We start from the raw sequence: 16,536 nt of genomic DNA, 5'->3' as shown, positions 1-16,536 counted from the left end.
CCCTCGGTGCCGGGTGCGGCGTAACGGGTCATGAGCGTGGCCTCCCTCGGACCGCGCCGGCCGTCCCTGGCCGGCGGTCGGTATCGAGTCTGCGCCGCCGGACGTTGCAACTCCGTTGCACCCGGGCCAGTTCGGCATGGTCAGCATCGCGCCGCAGCCACTGAAGTAGGTCCGGGGCAGCCGGACGAGATCGTCATGAAGTTGTCTACCGGGGCGCTTTGACTTGCAGTGATGGAGCAACCCTCGTCTCTGAGCTGCGCAGATGCGCCCTTCGGCGTCTTTCAGAGGGCGGTTCGCGAGATGATGTCGCTTTCGGGATGAGGCTGGGAAAGGGTCGGTGGTCACCGTGTTCATCGGCTACTGCTTCCTGATGAAGCTGCCGGTCTCGGCCTCGGTGAGGACGTGGAGCTCGACCAGGCGTATCAGCTTGGCGCGGGTGCGTTTCGATGTTCTTCGGCAGGAGTTCGTGGCCGAGGGCTTCGCAGACGTCACGGGCCCGGAGGGGGCCGGTGGCCGCGTTGAAGACGGCGAGGATCTGGGGGTAGTCCGGTGCTCGGGCAGGTCCGGCGGGGCGGCCGGGAGCCGGTTCAGCGAAGCCGGTGATGGTCTCCAGGGTGATCGCGAGGTGTTCGAGGCGGGTCTCAGCCTTCCGCAGGCGGCTGTGCAGTTCGGTGATCTGTCCGCGAAGGTCGTCGGCCAGGGCCCATGCGGCTTCCCTTCCCGCACTCATCCCGTGAATCGGCATCCCCCCGAGGACATCCTGCGAGTCTCCGACACCCCTTCCGTTCCCTCGGGTTGCCGGTGCTCCGCAGAACCCGCCGACGCTCCGGCAGGGTCAGCGGCGGCGGCGGCCGGTGGCGCCGGTGGTGCGGGCGATGAACGCCGTACGTCCTTCGCTCGCCTTGTCGACCGGCGGCATCGCAGCCCGTTGGCGGTCGGCACGGTTCAGCAGCCACGCGGGGGCGGTCACGCGGGCCAGGTCGAGGAGGCTGTCGATGAAGTGGATGTCGGCGAACGATGAGCCTTCCGGGTAGGCCTTTCGGGCCGTGGTCCATTCGGCGAGCGTGCGTGCGGCGTTCCTGGCCATCGACACGGTGTCGATGGCCAGGGCGCCCCGGCGTCCGCCAGTGGCGCGCCGCCAGGTCTCCTGCATGGAAGTAACCACTTCGTCCCGAAGACGGTGGAGTTCGTCCGGCGGGGTGTAGCAGAGCGTGTCAAAGCGTTCCACACCATTCGTCTCCTTGAGGGAGCTCATCTGGCCCGCGTGGGTCGTGGCCGCGTACTCCCAGACGGCAAGGAGGGCGAGGCTGACCTCGTCGGAGTCCAGGTCGATCGCGGCCTCCAGGTCACGCATGATGACGAGGTCGTCCTCGGGCAGGCGGGGCGAGTTGAGGTGGGTCAGCACGCCGAGCAGGCGTCCATCGACCTCTTCACGCGAGGCACGGGCGAGGTCGGGCAGCCGGCGCAGGTTCGCGCGCATCTTGCGGATCACCATCCCGCCCTCCTCGACATCGAGGACGGCTTTGGCCTCCGCCCAGTCGTAGTAGATGTCCTGCTCGGAGCCGGAGTCGTCAGGGACGGCGTCAGCGATCCTGGCCACCGCGTCACGGTGGCGTTGCCGATGAGGGAAATACGTCCTGACGAGTGCCAACTTCAGTGGGATCTCCGGAATTCGGGCGCTCTCGCAGAAGAAGGCGAGCAGGACTGTGTCGTCTAGTGGGCGGCCGGGCCGGTGCCGGCGCGCCAGCACGCGGGCGAGGTCTTTCACTTCCTGCGGGTAGGAGGTGCGGGTTCCGGCCCGCCCCAGGAACACCCTGTCGGGGGCGGGCAACAGGCCCGAGCGGCGCCAGCGTTCGAGCTGCGCAACGCTGACGGGGTTCCCGTCAGCAGCCGTCAAGTCCATGAGTTCGCGATAGGCGCCCGTCGGCGCGGAGCGTGGCATGCGAAGACGCTACAAAACGGGCTTCTCGATTCTCGGGCGCCAGGCGCGGGGGTGCAGCTCGCCCGCATCTCCCGCCGCTGCAGTGGCAGGTGCAGCCTCCCCGCACCGATCGTTCCCGCAATCCACCGCAGCGCCACCCCGAGCGCTGCACCTGCTCGCCCGCTTGGTCAGCGCCAGCGACGGCGACGCCGGCCTTGCCCGGATGTAGGGCCTCGGGTACTGAAATTGAACTCGTGGTGTCGGTCGGCTGGTGGTGACGGCGTCAGAGTACGAGACCGCCGACGGTTGCCGGCTCGGGTTCAGGACGACGGCTGTAGCCAGCACCGCTCCGCGACCAAACTCACCTCGACGTCATCGCTCCAAAAGCAGACCTCCAGTCATGAGAGTTACCCACCTTGCGCGAGAACCAGGACCTCGCCAGGGCACTCGCCGGTTCCGATCAACGAGATCGAGGTGACGGCGGGAAGGGTCGCGGTCGACCTCGGATGCGGCTCGGGCCTGTGGACGCGGCAACTCGCCAAACAGGGCTGGAGCATGACCGGCTACGACTACTCGCCGACCGCGCTCCGACGCGCTCGGGCCCGCGGCGGCGATATCACCTACACGCTGTGGGACATCAACGTCGACCAGGCTCCCCGCGCGTTGGTTCCTGGGAGCGTGGATCTCGTGGCCTGCCGTGACGCCCTCGCTTACCTGAATGTGGCCCGCCTCGCCGTTGAGCTGCGGCGGCTGCTGAAGCCGGGCACTGGCCGCCTGTACGCGATGACACCGGTCGACAGCTGCGCCGGTACCGACGGCCCGTTCGCGCGGAGCATGTCCCCGGCCGATCTCGACCGGCTCTGCGCGCACTGGCACGACGACCAACGCCGGTTCCGCATCGACGACCGACACGTCGGCGTCCTGCTGCGCGCACCCGCCGCGTAGTCCCAGTTCACCTTCCGGCCAGCGCCCGGGCCCTCGTTCCCGGCGGTGTCCGCCTGGAAGACATGATCGGCCCCGGTGCGGGACGCCGCAGCAGTCTCCTCCGCCGGCTGCGCGGGGCACTCGCGCCGGGGTCCCCCCGGCCGAACTCCACCTCCCGCGGCCCGTACGAGCCCCGACCGACCGGCGCTTGCGCACCACGTTCTCGCGGTCCAGCTCCGTTCCCAGCGACCGCTCGGCCCGGGTCAGCACGGCTTCCACCGACTCCCTGCGCAGATCCACCGAACGCAGCGCCATGCGCCCGAAGGAACCAAGCCGGAGGTCGCCACGTACCTGAAGCCGGCCGCTCCGGATAGGCTCCTGGGCGTGGTGGTGGAGGTCCCCTCTGTGTGGACCGTCCACCATGCCGGGCGCCGGATGCGGGCGGACGACGGCGATGGCTCTAGGTTCCACGGCCGCGACGGCGCCAGGCCCGCTCTAGGAAGCCCGAACCTGGCCGATGAGGCGAAGGAGAGTACGAGTCGAGCCGAGGTCAGGCAGGACGTGGTCTGCCCCTGCTGCTCGTAGTTGCTCTTCGGTGGTGGTGCCTGAGGCGACCCCGATGACCCTGGCGCCGCCTTCCAGGCCGGTGCGTACGTCTTCCAACGAGTCGCCCACGATCATGGTGTTGTCGCGATCGAACTGGGCCCCGTGCTTCGTGGCTGCCCGGTCTTGGGCGATGCGTACGAGAGCCGGGCGGTGGGAATCGTCGGACGCGTAGCCGCCGATGGTGGTGTCGAGGTAGCCGATGAGGCCCAGCTCGGACAGCTTGGTCTCGGCGCTGCCTCTCAGATTTCCCGTGACGACGGTCGGGATCAGGCGCTCCGCCTGGTGAACCGCGGTCAAGGCGTCCACAGCTCCGGGCATGATGACCCCCTCGGTGGCCAGCAGCTCCCGGTGGCCGGCCAGCCGGTCGGGGAGCTCGGCGACGATACGGTCCGCCAGCGTCGCCACGCTCCTCTCGGGAACCTGATTGACGCGCAGGAGCTCGCGGACTGCCAGGGGCATGGTGACTCCGGTGCCGCGGGCCGGCAGAGCGGTCGGGGGACGGCCGACGACGCTGGTGAAGGTCTCCCGGTACACAAGCCGGTCGATGTCACCGGTGTAAACGAGGGTGCGGTCGATGTCCCACAGGACCAGGATCATGCGGCACGCTCGCTCATAACGACTTGACCGCGTTCCAGAAGGTCTCGGGCGGGAGCCGCCGAGGAGTAGCGACGGGCTTCGGCGAGCATCGCGTCCAGGTTGTCGTCCAAACGTGCGGAGCGGACTCCGGCGGCGAGCGCTAGGACTTCGTGTCCGGTCGCGGATCCGGCCTCGACGTCGCCGGCGCGCATCTGGGCAGTGGCGGCGCGGGAGAGGAACTGGGCGCGGGTGCGGATCTCGTCCGGGCTGAAGGCGTTGCGGGCGTCAGCGAATGCCTGGGCGGCCTGGTCGGGGCGGCCCAGATCGAGCAAACAGCTGGCTGTCTGGCCCATGACCTCGCCGGGGTTGATCCAGTAGAGCCAGTGAGGGTCGTCCTCGCCGCGTCCCCGGGCGCACAGGGTCTGGGCCTCCTCCAAGGCGATGCGGGCCTGGCGTTCCTCGCGCAGACGGGCGTGCCCGCGGGCCTGGCGGGTGAGGAGCATGGCGTGCAGGGCGGGGGCGTCTTGGTCGGCGATGACCTGGCGGGCTGTGCGCGCGGCGGTGATCGCGTCGCGGGGATCACCAACGGAGTAGCCGTGGATGGCGATGAAGGACAGCGCCCCGGCGCGCAGCCTGCTGTCGCCGCTGGCATGGGCAGCGCGCAGGGCCCCGAGGAGAAGGTGGCGGGCGACGTCGTGGGCGCCGCTGTCGAAGTGGTACCAGCCAGTCTGGATCGCGGTGTCCGCGGCCACCGCCGCAAGGCGCCGGCCGGTCTCCTCGGTGAAGTCCCCTTCTTTTAGGAGCCGGAGAAGGACCTTGAGGTGCGCCGTGGCTGCTCGGGCGAGGTTGCCACTGCCGTGATTGGCATCGGCCTGGCGCAGAGCGTCGGTGGTCGACTGCAGGCTGGTGAGGAGCTGGCCGGAGACGCTGATTCCGTTCCGGGCGGTGGAGGCCATGGCCTCAGGAGGGGCGATGGCTGCTTGCAGGATGTACTGCGTGAGGCCGGCCCCACCCAGGGCGATCACACTGCGGCGGTTCAATCCGGTCATGGCTCCTCCGACGGCTGCGTCCAGTGACGTCACCATACGAGCCGTCGTCCACGGCAGAGCCGGGTCGATGGCAGCGCTGAGCCGCTGCGATTCAGCCTGCGCGAAGGGGGCCAGGAGGAGCGGACGCAGGTCGGCAGGAAGCCCAAGTCCGGTCAGGAGGTCGATGATCGCCTCACGGCCGTTGACCTGTTTGAGGCCGCGCTCCACGTCCGAGATGTAGCCCTGAGTCAGGCCGGTCAGCTCGCGTACGGCTTTCTGAGAGAGCCCAGATCGGCGTCGGACAAGGCGTACGACAGTTCCGAAATCCCAGGTAGCAAGGGCCTCGTGTACTTGCTCGTCGCGCCAAGCCCGGACCGGGACCGTCGGTGTCTCATCGGTCCGGGCACAGGCAGCGCACCGCGTATCCGGGTTGTATCGGCTCATCGGCAGCCCGCACCGTTCGCACATCCGCCCAGGCGTCTCTGGCATGACCACCTCAGCTCCCCTGGTCGTGATCCAGCTCGCCCCAGCCGTGAGTCCAGGCTAGGCGGAGATCGATATCGCCGCAGCGATATCGCTGCGGCGGTGCCCTGCCAGCCGGCGCGGCTCCAGACTCATGGCACTGCACCCGTTGCTCCCCGTTGAACTTTGTTGGTTCCGGGGCATTTTGATCCGCTGCTGCAGAAAGGAGATGCCCCATGGGACGAGTACGCAGGGCCGTGTCCGCATCTCGCAGCGGGCGCCTTCGGCTACGCGGCGATCTCGGTGCAGTGCACGCGCCGCTGGGATGCGACCGCGATGGCTGGGACGGGCGGAGCAGCTTCCCCTTGCCTTATTGCATCGCGGGCGCGGCTGGCCGGCAGGGGGCCCCGAAGGCGGTTCTCGCTTCAGGGCCGCTCGCGAGCGTCCCGCCAGTAGTTCTTCAGCATGTCGGTCGGCCATTCCGGCTGGCGGACGGGGCTGCGGGGCAGCATCTCTCGGAAGACGGGCGCCAGGTCGATCACCGGCGTGCCGTCATCGGCGTCCAGGTCCGTGACGTGAAGGTCCCGGCCCTCGACTCGCAGCAGGCGGGGGTACGAGACCCCGAGGCGGGCGGGGCGGCGATGGTTCCGGTGTACAAGTCCGCCGGTGGCGGGCCACTCGGGGTTCCCCCGCGGGCTGCGCGGTTCGAGTTCGATGTCGCTGTCCGATCCCAGGTGGAAGTGGAAGACCACCTCGACGTGGCCGAACTCGTCGATCCCTTCGAGGGCGCTCTCAGGGATTTCCGGAACGAGGCGGATGATCGATTCGACGCCGGCCTTGTAGTCGTCGAGGCGACCGGTCTGGCCTCCAACAACGGTGGCGATCACCGGAACCTGGAGATAGTTGCTGGCCTTGAACATGTACTGCCTCTCCTGCTATGGCCGCCGTTCGAGGGCGGGGGTTTCCTGATCCGGGCGTCCGTACGCTATCGGTCAGCGGGCGGCGAGCACTGCGCGCGCCTGGGCATCGAGCTCGGCCGCCGGGCTGCCGCCTCGCGTTCGGAACGGGCTCAGAGCTCGGCGCATCTGCACGACGGTCTCCCGTGCGCGGCCGGACTGTACCCCGGTCATCGCGTCGAGCGCCTGCTGCCAGGTGGCGCAGGCCGCGTCGAGCTGCCCTTGCCGGACCTGTACGTCACCGAGGTATCCCAGGGTCACGGAGTGGGTGCGCTTGAACTGCGCCCGGCGGGTGCGGACGCTGCGCTTGAACTCCTTCTCGGCGCCCTTCAGGTCGCCGAGATCCCTCAGCGTGGCGCCGGTTTCGTGGGCGAGGCTGGCCTCAGCGAAGAACCAGACGCGCTCCGGTTCCTCGCCTTCGTCGGTGGCACGCCCGAGATCCTTTTCGGCCTGGAGGAGCGCGGTTGCGGCCTGCGCCTTGTGCCCGGCGGCAGCCAGCGCCCGGGCGTGAACAACTCCGAGGAGTGCCTTCTCCCGCCAACACGCCTCCCGGTATCGGCGACCGGAGAGGGATCCTTCTGCCAGGCGGACGGCCTCCGCCGGCTGCTTCAGGTCGACCGCCTGGTGGGCCATGGCGCGCAGCACGTGTCCGGCGAGGGGCGCGTCGCCGGCCTCCTCGGCGAGCTGGGTCGCCAAGGTCAGCCACCGGAGCGCGATCGGGTGCTCGCCCGCGTCGAAGGACGTCCATCCCGCGAGGTAGGCAAGTTCGGCTGCCGCAGAGGTCATGGCCCGGCGTACATGGTCGGTGGGGAACCGGCCGGAGAGAAGCTCGGCGACATCGGTGCGCAGGTAGGCGACGAGCGCGGTGCGCCCCACGCCTCTCCCGCCGCGCTCCTGGTCCCGCCGGGAGAGGAACTGCGTCATCTCGCGGACACTGGCGACGTCATCGAGGGTGACGGCGCGCTGCGTGAGCGGCTTCCTGGCCCGAGCGCGTTCCGCCGCCTGCTGCCACTCGGCCTCGGAGGGGAGAACCAGGCCCGCAACCGAGTAGGCCGTCTGCGCCAGCACCTGGCGTCGCTCTATGTCCATGTCCGTGCTCCCGAGGGTCGCCAGCGTGGTGAGGGCATCGACGCTCCACCCGGGTGCTGGCGGCGCGGCTCGGTCTTCCTGCTCCAGCCCGATGTCGGCGAGCGTGATGACACGGCCAAGGCCACGGGTGAGCGTCTCCGCCAAGATATGCGGTGCCCGACCTTCGGGGATCGCGCCTCCGATCCATCGGGCGATGCGCGACTGGTCGTATCGAAGCAGCTCTGTGGCACCGTTCTCGGCCGCGACGGCTCGGAAGCGGGCGGCCAGTTGCCGCTGCGACAAGCCGAGTTCCTGGACGAGAGCGTCCAGTTTGGTGTTGCGCATCCGGCTCACGAGTGTGCGCCCCTGTCCCTGAAACGATCTTGCATCACGTGCATCACCTTGCTGAGGCCGCGGGGATACCTGCGGACCCGTAAGCGCGGTTTTCTCGTCAGGACGATATTCCTCCAACCCTCGTGCGATGCAACGGAATCGGCCTCGTCACGCCTACGGGCGAGGACGGTGACTGGAATTGGCCCTTACAAGGTCCAGGAAGGGGAGCTGATGAACGTGCACGACCCCGCGGCCGGCCTCCGTCCGCTTTTCACCGCCACGGTGGTGCACGCCCGTAGCCAGCAGGAACACAACACCGCCGGCGAGCGGCCACGCTCCCCGTCCACCGCCGAGCCAATGCCGTACGGCGGGCACTCGTTCCAGGCCGTTTCGGCTTTTCCGGCGGACTTCTCCCTCGTTTCCGAGGCTCGCCGGGAGCTGCACCGGCTGATGTGCTGTGCCGGGCTTTCCTCAATCGCGGACGACGTCGCGCTCGGGGCCCAGGAGCTGATGGCGAACGCAGTGGAACACGGCTGCCGCAGCCAGTCGGCAGGGGAGATCACCGTGAGGGTTTCCCGCCTGCGTGGGCGTGTCCGTGTCGAAGTGCACGATGCTTCGGACGACTGGCCCCAGCTTCATTCGGAGAGCGGTGACCACGAGGGGGGCCGCGGGCTGATCCTGGTTGACGCCTTGGCCGCGAACTGGGGAGTCCAGCCAGGAGTCGGCCGGGGGAAAACGGTCTGGATGGAGCTGGATGTCCCGCCGGCGCTGGCGGTGAGGCTGTGATGCTGGCCGCGAGCTGCGACGTGAGCACGATGCTCTGGGCACTCACTGCCCTCCGCCAGTCTGTGGTGGACGACCCGCCGGACGACGACGAGGTCCTGTTCGCCGCCATCGACGCCGTCATGGACCCCTGTCACGCACCGACACCTCCTGCGGCCACGACTGCGGCCAGTGCCCTGCTGGGCCAGTTCCCGTACCGGCGGCGCCACGGCAGGGAGGTCGCGTTGAAGGCCGCCGCGTTCTCCGAAGAGGACGTTGCCTGGATCACCTTCCAGTTCAGGCGTGCGACCGAACCGACCATCAACCGAGCGACGGTCCGGGTACGACCCGCTCCGACCGATCTGATCGCGCAGGCACGTGCGCTCCACCAGGGCATGTCCGAGGGTGATGACACGGTCGGTTACCTGCGTCGCTACGCCCAGGCCCTCCTGGACCTGCTCGACCTGGTGAGAGGTGACGCCGCATGACGCGCCGTCTCTCCGTGGCCATCAAACCGCTCCTCCCCGTGGTCCAACCGGCCGTCCGTCGCAGGAAGAAGACGACTCGTTCCTCCGCGCGGGGAGCGCCGAGAAACCTCCTCGGCGGGCACAACTTCTCCCGCAGTCCCGCGGGAGCGTCGCCTTCGGCGCGTGCACTCCGCCTTCCAGCCCACCGTTTCTTCCTCCCGTCTCATCACCGGAGCATCATGACCGCCAACACCGAAGCCGTTCCCAACTCGCAGAAAGGCGATCCCATCGGCAACTCGGTGTCCATCCAGCTCCGGTCGGATCTGGTGGCGCTGTCGCGGATCGAGAGGTGGCACGGCAGGCTCTCCGGCGGCGACACGGAGGGTGTGCTGCGGGTGGTGACGCCCTCGCTGCAGGTCGCCGAGAACCGCCGGAGGGAAGCAGAAGGCTCGCCTTCCGACCAGGTCTGCTGGCAGGACCTCATTGACCAGGTGCGCAACAGCCCCGAAGCCGATTTCGTGTCGGTGAGCACAGCGGCACGGCTGCTGCTCCGGGATCTGGCGGAGGCGTTCTTGCCGGGGCCGAGCGTAAGCGAACTCGCGGACCGGATACGCATGAAGATCACCGACGGCGCTCTCCCGTCCGGGAGTCTGCGGTCGCGTGTGCGCATTCCGGCGGAAGCGGGTCTCACTTCGTTCGCCAGGACGCGAGTGGACCTAGCGCTCCAGGACCTCGCAGCCGATGGACTGATAGCGGTCGGCCACTCGTACCAAGCCCAGGTGGCCAGCCCCAGGAAGACATGCCGCCAGCTCGCTGTCGCGACCGACCTGCTGCGCGTTCTGGTGTCGGCCGGCGTCTATCCCCCCGTGTCGTCCCTGCCCACCCAGCAGGAGCTGTCCCGGCTCCTCGTTACTGAGAAGCCGGTCGTCAGCCGGGCCTTGCACCAGCTGCACGAAGAGGGGTTCCTGTCCGTCCAGCAGGGCTTGAGAGCAGTGGTCAGCCCGGTGCCGCCTGCCCCTGTGAGCGCGCCGCCCACGCTGCAGAGCTTGGTCGGGCGGCTACGCAGTGCTGCACCGTCCAGTACGGACCTCGATCGTGCGGCGATCCGCGCGAGCTGCCACAGGGCCAAGGTCTGGTGGCACCGCCGCTTAGTCCCCGACACCGAATCGCTGCGGAACGTGCGCCAGAGCCTGGTCGCCGCCGCCGCGGACCTGCTCCCACTCGCCGCCCGCCGACACCCGAACGACCCGGCCGCGTACGCCGTCCTCGGGCTCACCGTCACCGCCGCGCTGCACGACTTGCCGGCGGAGCGGGAGATCGAAGCCTGGCGTCTCGCGTGCGTGGCCAACGCTGTCCTGGGCATCCTCGACCTCGCGGGTGATGCCGCGTGAGCACCGACCACACGTCACAGACCCTGAGCGTGACGAGTACCGCCCCGACGCACCCCTACCTCGCGCGAGAGCTGGTCGACCGGGCGACGAGGGCTGATGAGCACTGGGCTCGACTGGCCCGAATGCAGCCGGTCGACCAGTTGGTCGGCGCGGGCCGCCACATGGATCACGTCAACGCGGCGTTCCTGGCGCGAGCCGTCGCGGACTACGGATGGCCCGGCGTGCCGCTCACCGGAGAGGAAGGGGCGAGGGCCGCGTGGCGTCTCGCTCTTCGCGCGGACACCCGGGCCGACGTCCAGCGGCTCGCCTCCCGGTTGATGCACGAGGCCGTGGACCGGGGTACCGCCTCCTTACGGCAGTGGGCTCACCTCTACGACCGGTGTCTCGTGAACGCCGATCTGCCGCAGCTCTACGGCACCCAGTACCGCCTCGGCCCCGACGGACCCCAGCGGCAGAGGGTGTCCAACCCGGTCGGCGACCTCGACGCGCGCCGGGCCGCAGTGGGACTTCCGCCTGCCGGCCTCGCGCTGCGGAGACTGCGGGACCGCCTGTCAGCGGACCCGAGCTTCCACGGCGCGACGCCCGCCGTCCTTGTGGACGCGGCATGACCGCCGCTGCCGGCCCGGAAGCGCCCGAGAACCTCCGGGAGCAGGTGCGACCGCCCGCCGGCAAGGTCCTGTCACCGGCTCTGGCCGTGAAGACCTGACGCCGCGAGACCAGGACGACGTGCGGCCGGACTCCTCCATCGGGCCGAACGCAAGAGCCGGCCCGCCGCCAGCTGACGCGGAGGGGCCGTCTCGCGCCGTCATCTAGACCGGCCGGGCTGCGGCCCGACGACGCGAAGGAGCACTGGCGCGAGTGCCTCGGCCGCCTGCATCAGGCCCTGTCCGGCACCGGCCTCGCCCTCCGCTCCCGAGCACGCTTCTGGCACCCCGAGACCGTCGACTTCCTCGTCTACCGCGCCGCCTCCCCGCTCTCGACCTCGGAGTAACCGTGTTCTCTCTTCATTTCCGCCGACCGGCGGACCCGGCCGTCGTACGGACGGCGACCATGCTGAAACAGGACCTCACCGCACTGCGGCGGGTAACCACCCGCCGCGTCTGGACAGCGGCGGCCGTCGAGAACGCGCACCACCGCGTCTGGGCGGCGACCGGACCTTGGCTGGGTCTGGCTCGGTCCCGGCGCGACCACACCGACTCCCCTGCGGAACAGGCGCGGTGGGACGCGTGGATCTCCGCGCTGACGCCGCCCGAGCGCTCCGGCACCAGGAGCTACGCCGACGTGTGCGTCCTGACTGGCAGGGCTCGGAACATGCTGCGGGCGCTCAGGCGGACGCTTCCGCCCTGTCCGTCGGTCGGCTCGGTAGCTGCCGAGATCGAGCGGCGAATCCAAAGCGGCGGCCTACCCCCGGGCGTCCTGGCCGACCGGGACTCACTGGCGAAAGATCTTCGGGTTCCGGGTGAGCACGTCGATCTGGCGCTCGCGGACCTGGCGGCATGCGGCCTGGTGGAAGTCAGTGCCGGGGGCTGGGCGGTCGTCACCAGTATGGCCCTGGGCTCCGGACACCACCCGGGCGCGCACGGCCGGCAGGCCGTCACCGCAGGCGGGGCCGGGGCGGGTGCGGCGTGAACGCATTACGGTCCGCGTCCCTTGCAGCGCTCCTGCCGAACCGGGAACAGCGCGTCCTCGTCCAGCCGAGACGCCCCCCTCCTCCCGCCACCGGCCCGCTTGACGAGACCGGCTCCCTCACCCTCCCTGTCCCTCCTGCCAACCCAGGACTTCACATGTGCCAGCACCAACCCGTCTGCCCCACCGCCGACTCCGCCGACCGGGAGGCGGCCCGCCCAACCGCGTCTCACCCTGAGCAGGGATGGAGCCTGCTGTGCAACGGCGTCCTGCTCTTCGAGGACACCGGGGAGCTGCTCCCCAACGGCCGGATCATCGCCCCGCGCCGTGGCAACCTGGCGGTGGCCGCATGACCGCGCCCGCCGAGACGGTCCAGACCGTTGCTCTTCGCCGACAGGCGGCCGTGCGGACGCTGGCGCCCGGCCCCGGCCTGATCGAGGATCACGGCCTGATCGGCGATCAGCGGGGCAGCGCCCTGGTGCGCCGGGACGGCTCCATCGACTGTCTGTGCATGCCCCGGTTCGACTCGGACGCCGTCTTCGCCAGCCTTCTGGGTTCCGCCGAACACGGTTTCTGGCACCTCGCCCCCTCCGTCTACCTGGACGGGGACACCGTGCCGGGGTCCTGCCGCCGGTACGTGGGTGACTCGATGGTCCTGGAGACCTGGTGGAGCACCAATTCCGGCACCACGACGGTCACCGACTTCATGGTGCCGGGCGGCGGGACGCCGCGGCTGGTCCGGATCGTGACCGGCCTGACCGGCCAGGTGACGATGCGGTCGCTGCTGCGGGCGCGGCCCGGATACGGCCGCACCACCCCCCGGATCACCGAAGTGGGCCGGTGCCACGCCATCGACCTCGACACGGCCGACGGCTCGCAGCTGTGGGTCGACGCCGATGCCCGCGTGCGCCGGGACGGCGCCGATCTCGTCGCCGAGTTCACTGTCTCCGCGGACGAGCAGGTTGCCTTCGTGCTGTCGTGGCAGGAGGGCGGCGTGCACAGCCCGCCCCCTTCGCCGGCCCCCGATGCCCTGCTGAAGCACACGCTCGACTTCTGGGAGGAGTGGGCGGCCCGCTGCACCTACACCGGTCCGGACCGTGAGGCGGTTGTCCGCTCGCTGCTGACCCTGGCCGCGCTCATCTACGCGCCGACCGGCGCGATCGTGGCCGCACCGACCACCTCGTTGCCCGAGGAGATCGGCGGCGTCCGCAACTACGACTACCGCTACGCCTGGCTGCGTGACGGCGCTTTCACCATCGGGGCCCTGGCCGACTCCGGCTACCTGCGCGAGGCCCAGGCGTGGATCAGCTGGATGGTGGCCGCCGGCGCGGGTACTCCCGGACGGCGGCAGATCATGTACGGGGTCGGCGGCGAGACGGAGCTGGCCGAGCGGGAGCTGGGCTGGCTGCCCGGGTACGAGGGCTCGGCGCCGGTCCGGATCGGCAACGGCGCGGCCGGGCAGCTGCAGATCGACGTCTACGGTGAACTCGCGGACGTTCTCTGCGATGTGGCGCTCGACGCCCCCGGGTGGGCGCGGCGGATCGGCTCGGTCGTCGTCGGTCTCGCCACGGAGCTGGAGAAGCTGTGGGACAAGCCCGACGCTGGCATCTGGGAGGTACGCGGGCCGCAGCGGCACTTCGTCCACTCCAAGATCATGGCCTGGACCGCGCTCGATCGAGCTATCCGGTTCATCGAGGGCGGGCACGCCGAGGGGCCGGTGGAGCGGTGGCGGGTGCTGCGCGCGGCGATCCACGCCGAGGTGTGCGAGAAGGGTTACGACGCCGAGCGGAACACCTTCACCCAGTCCTACGGCTCGGCGGAGCTGGATGCCTCCCTCCTTCACGCCATGCTCACCGGGTTTCTGCCGGCGGACGACAAGCGGGTGATCGGCACGGTCGAGGCGGTCCAGTGTGAGCTGGGCACGGATGACGGTCTGGTGCTGCGGTACCGGACCTCGGGCGACCGGGTCGGCCTCGATGGCTTCCCCGGCGACGAGAGCTGCTTCCTGATCTGCAGCGGGTGGCTGGCCGAGTGCCTCGCTCTGATCGGCCGCCCCTACGAGGCCCGCACCGTCCTGGACAGCCTGCTCGCGGCGAGCAACGGCCTCGGCCTGCTCGCTGAGGAGTACGACCCTGTCGCCGGGCGCCGGCTCGGCAACTTCCCGCAGGCGTTCAGCCACATCGCGCTCTTGGGCGCCGTACGCGCCGCCGCCACCGCGAACCTGGGTGGCGCACATGGTCGTGGTGAGTCCGGAGCCAGGGTATGACGGCCCCCGCGGGCGCACGTCCGCTGAACGCGTCGCATCTGGCGGTCGGCAGGATGCTTCTCGAAGGCGAGACGCCGGAAGGGGCCGCGCGGCGGCTGTCGATGTTCATCGGGACGGTCCGCCGGCGCCTCACCGAGATCGGGCTCCGCTTGGGCGCCGCTACCGCGGTCGACCGGGCGGTCGCCCTGCTGGCCTGCGGTCATCTGCCCCCGCCGCAGGCCGGCATGCGCGCCCCGGATCTCCGTCCCGTCGACATCGCGGTCCTGAGGGTTCTCACCAAGCTCGCCCCCGAGGTCACCCTCCCGGAAGACCTCCGCGACGGCGACGCCTTCGTCACCCACGTCGAGGAGCTGCGCGTGCGGTGTGGGGCCCGGACCGATGCCCACCTTGCCGCCCTGGCTGCCGCCTGGAACCTCCTGCCCGGCCTCGTCCCCCAGCCCACCCCCGGGAAGGAGGAGTAGCCGTGCGTCTCCGAGCACTCTCATCGGCCTACCCGGGCAGACGTGGACGGCCCGTCCTCGATTCCGAGGCCATCCCCGGCCTCTTCCTGATCGCGGCGAACGTCCTTGGCCTCGCCCTCGTCGGCGCGACCGCCCAGACGGCCGACAACCACACCCTGGGCGCCGCGTCCGTGCCGGACTTGAAACCTGCCGAAGAGCAGCCGCCGTCATCGGCGGCCAACGCCACGGCAGCTCAGCCCCGCGAACACGCCGTCCGGACGGTGCACCCCACCGTCCACGATGCACTCGAAGGGCAGACCTTATGACCCGGCACCTCGACACGGCGGCGTACGTCGGCGACCGGCCGCCCACCCTGGACGAGCTGGGCCTGGCTCTGCACGGCATCGCGGCCGAGCACCCGGGGGTCTGCTCGCTGCAGGAGTTCGGCCGTTCCCGCGCCGGCCGCCCGATGACGATGCTGACCGTCCCCGGCGGGCCCCTGCCCGTGCTCGTCCTCGGGGCCCCGCACCCCAATGAACCGATCGGGATGGCGACCGCGCTGGCGCTCGCCCGGTACGTCACCGGCCACGCCGAGGCCCGCGAGCGGGTCACCTGGCACATCGTGGGATGCGCCGACCCCGACGGCGTCGCGGCCAACGAGTCGTGGTGGGCCGCGACGCCGTGGCCGCCGTCGCTGGAGGCGTACCACCGCGGCCTGTACCGGCCGCCGGCCGCCGCCCAGCCCGAATGGACCTTCCCCACCTCGCACTTCACCGCGACGCTGCCGGAGACCCGCGCCGTCATGGGCGTGATCGACGCGGTCCGGCCGGCGCTGACCGTGTCGCTCCACAACGCCGACTCGTCGGGGACCTTCCTGCTGACCTCCCGTGCGGAGCCCTGGCTCGCCGAGGTCATGGCGGACATCGCCGGATCGCACGGGCTGCCCGTCGAGGGGTCGCCGATGGACTGCATCGACCTCCCGCCCCAGGGCAAGGGCGTCTTCGTCCTGCCGGACCTCACCCCTCCCAAAGCGACAGGGAGCGAGGAGGGGACGTGGGGGCACACCGGCGCCAGCAGCGCCCACTACACGGACCGCCACGGCGGGCTTGGAATCCTTCCCGAGGTACCGATGTGGGCCACCACCCCGATCGACCTGCCGTCCGAGAAGGCCGTCTGTTTCCTCACCGAGGCCCACGACGCGCTCGGCAGGCTGATCGACCGACTCCCGCAGTCGCAGGACCTCTTCTTCCTGAACGCCGCGATCGAGACGCGGTCGATCCTGCCGAGGATGGCCGAGCTGATTCGGGAGAATTCGGAGGCTGGCAGCGGCCAGGACCTGGCCCTGCTCATCCCCTGCCGGGCCGCGGGCATGCTGCTGCGGCACATCGACCAGTGCCTCGCCACCGACCCGAAGTCCCCCCGACTCCACGCGGTGCGTGATGGCGTCGACGCCTTCTTGAGGGCCTGGTGCCGTCGGGCGGAGCAGGCGCTGCGGCCCCGGCCGCTCCCGTTGTCCCGTACGGCCGGATACCAGCTGGCGATGATCCTCGCGGTCGCCGAACGGCTCGCGGCGGCACCCGCTGGCCCGTCCGGGACCGCTACGTGACGGCCACCGCCGGCTCTGTCCGCCCCTTCCACGCGGGCAGCGCTCCGCGCGGCGGGGCGGGCGCCCGTACCCGGAGCAGAGCCCGCGTCCGGCTCGTTCCGGAT

General features: G+C 70.3%; 17 protein-coding genes. 11 read left to right on the top strand and 6 right to left on the bottom strand.

Going from position 1 to position 16,536, the window contains the following annotated elements:
• Positions 1-357: 357 nt before the first annotated feature.
• Together ABZ693_RS31110 and ABZ693_RS31105 are read right to left on the bottom strand one after the other, a co-directional pair.
• Positions 358-492 carry a hypothetical protein gene (locus ABZ693_RS31110; RefSeq protein ID WP_359884249.1) on the bottom strand — a complete coding sequence of 45 codons (135 nt, stop codon included), beginning with the start codon at positions 490-492 and terminating at the stop codon, positions 358-360.
• A 343-nt stretch (positions 493-835) separates the two neighbouring features.
• Positions 836-1,942, bottom strand: a complete 1,107-nt coding sequence (locus ABZ693_RS31105) for a hypothetical protein (RefSeq protein ID WP_359884246.1) — start codon at positions 1,940-1,942, stop codon at positions 836-838.
• Between the two features lie 453 nt (positions 1,943-2,395).
• Here ABZ693_RS31105 and ABZ693_RS31100 point away from each other — a divergent pair, with 453 nt between their 5' ends.
• The gene (locus tag ABZ693_RS31100) at positions 2,396-2,866 is read left to right on the top strand and encodes a class I SAM-dependent methyltransferase (RefSeq protein ID WP_359884243.1); all 471 of its coding nucleotides are present in this window, start codon (positions 2,396-2,398) and stop codon (positions 2,864-2,866) included.
• Between the two features lie 474 nt (positions 2,867-3,340).
• On the opposite strand, the gene ABZ693_RS31095 is transcribed toward ABZ693_RS31100, so the two are convergent.
• The 4 genes from ABZ693_RS31095 to ABZ693_RS31080 all read right to left on the bottom strand — a co-directional run bounded on the left by ABZ693_RS31095 (position 3,341) and on the right by ABZ693_RS31080 (position 7,886).
• Positions 3,341-4,048 carry an HAD family hydrolase gene (locus ABZ693_RS31095; protein WP_359884240.1) on the bottom strand — a complete coding sequence of 236 codons (708 nt, stop codon included), beginning with the start codon at positions 4,046-4,048 and terminating at the stop codon, positions 3,341-3,343.
• Positions 4,045-5,499, bottom strand: coding sequence for a helix-turn-helix domain-containing protein (locus ABZ693_RS31090; RefSeq protein ID WP_494485956.1), 1,455 nt, complete (start codon positions 5,497-5,499; stop codon positions 4,045-4,047). Before ABZ693_RS31090 ends, ABZ693_RS31095 begins: the two co-directional genes overlap by 4 nt.
• Positions 5,500-5,942: 443 nt before the next feature.
• The gene (locus tag ABZ693_RS31085; protein WP_359884235.1) at positions 5,943-6,437 is read right to left on the bottom strand and encodes a TrmO family methyltransferase domain-containing protein; all 495 of its coding nucleotides are present in this window, start codon (positions 6,435-6,437) and stop codon (positions 5,943-5,945) included.
• A 72-nt stretch (positions 6,438-6,509) separates the two neighbouring features.
• Positions 6,510-7,886: an NsdA family TPR-like regulatory protein gene (locus ABZ693_RS31080; RefSeq protein ID WP_359884232.1), complete on the bottom strand. Its 1,377-nt coding sequence runs from the start codon at positions 7,884-7,886 to the stop codon at positions 6,510-6,512.
• Between the two features lie 219 nt (positions 7,887-8,105).
• Between ABZ693_RS31080 and ABZ693_RS31075 the strand changes: the two genes are divergently transcribed.
• The 10 genes from ABZ693_RS31075 (at position 8,106) to ABZ693_RS31030 (ending at position 16,432) form a co-directional block, all read left to right on the top strand.
• Positions 8,106-8,660, top strand: coding sequence for an ATP-binding protein (locus ABZ693_RS31075; protein WP_359884229.1), 555 nt, complete (start codon positions 8,106-8,108; stop codon positions 8,658-8,660).
• Complete coding sequence (locus tag ABZ693_RS31070) at positions 8,660-9,124, top strand: hypothetical protein (RefSeq protein WP_359884227.1); 465 nt, start codon at positions 8,660-8,662, stop codon at positions 9,122-9,124. Before ABZ693_RS31075 ends, ABZ693_RS31070 begins: the two co-directional genes overlap by 1 nt.
• A 218-nt stretch (positions 9,125-9,342) precedes the next feature.
• Complete coding sequence (locus tag ABZ693_RS31065) at positions 9,343-10,494, top strand: GntR family transcriptional regulator (protein ID WP_359884224.1); 1,152 nt, start codon at positions 9,343-9,345, stop codon at positions 10,492-10,494.
• Positions 10,491-11,102 carry a DUF6624 domain-containing protein gene (locus tag ABZ693_RS31060; protein WP_359884221.1) on the top strand — a complete coding sequence of 204 codons (612 nt, stop codon included), beginning with the start codon at positions 10,491-10,493 and terminating at the stop codon, positions 11,100-11,102. Before ABZ693_RS31065 ends, ABZ693_RS31060 begins: the two co-directional genes overlap by 4 nt.
• A gap of 442 nt (positions 11,103-11,544) precedes the next feature.
• On the top strand, positions 11,545-12,123 hold the full coding sequence (locus ABZ693_RS31055; protein WP_359884218.1) for a hypothetical protein: 579 nt from the start codon (positions 11,545-11,547) through the stop codon (positions 12,121-12,123).
• 155 nt (positions 12,124-12,278) lie between these two features.
• On the top strand, positions 12,279-12,473 hold the full coding sequence (locus ABZ693_RS31050) for a DUF5999 family protein (protein WP_359884215.1): 195 nt from the start codon (positions 12,279-12,281) through the stop codon (positions 12,471-12,473).
• Positions 12,470-14,386, top strand: coding sequence for a glycoside hydrolase family 15 protein (locus tag ABZ693_RS31045; protein WP_359884212.1), 1,917 nt, complete (start codon positions 12,470-12,472; stop codon positions 14,384-14,386). Before ABZ693_RS31050 ends, ABZ693_RS31045 begins: the two co-directional genes overlap by 4 nt.
• Positions 14,383-14,847 (top strand): hypothetical protein, encoded by a 465-nt coding sequence (locus ABZ693_RS31040; RefSeq protein WP_359884210.1) that lies wholly within the window; start codon positions 14,383-14,385, stop codon positions 14,845-14,847. The genes ABZ693_RS31045 and ABZ693_RS31040 overlap by 4 nt, the downstream gene beginning before the upstream one ends.
• Positions 14,848-14,849: 2 nt before the next feature.
• On the top strand, positions 14,850-15,152 hold the full coding sequence (locus ABZ693_RS31035; RefSeq protein ID WP_359884207.1) for a hypothetical protein: 303 nt from the start codon (positions 14,850-14,852) through the stop codon (positions 15,150-15,152).
• The gene (locus ABZ693_RS31030; RefSeq protein WP_359884204.1) at positions 15,149-16,432 is read left to right on the top strand and encodes a M14 family zinc carboxypeptidase; all 1,284 of its coding nucleotides are present in this window, start codon (positions 15,149-15,151) and stop codon (positions 16,430-16,432) included. Before ABZ693_RS31035 ends, ABZ693_RS31030 begins: the two co-directional genes overlap by 4 nt.
• Positions 16,433-16,536: the final 104 nt, after the last annotated feature.

It is taken from the genome of Streptomyces laurentii, from assembly GCF_040635425.1.
Taxonomy (GTDB): Bacteria; Actinomycetota; Actinomycetes; order Streptomycetales; family Streptomycetaceae; genus Streptomyces; species Streptomyces laurentii.
The sequence above is the reverse complement of the archived record's forward strand: the minus strand, read 5'-3'. Positions and strand labels throughout refer to the sequence as shown.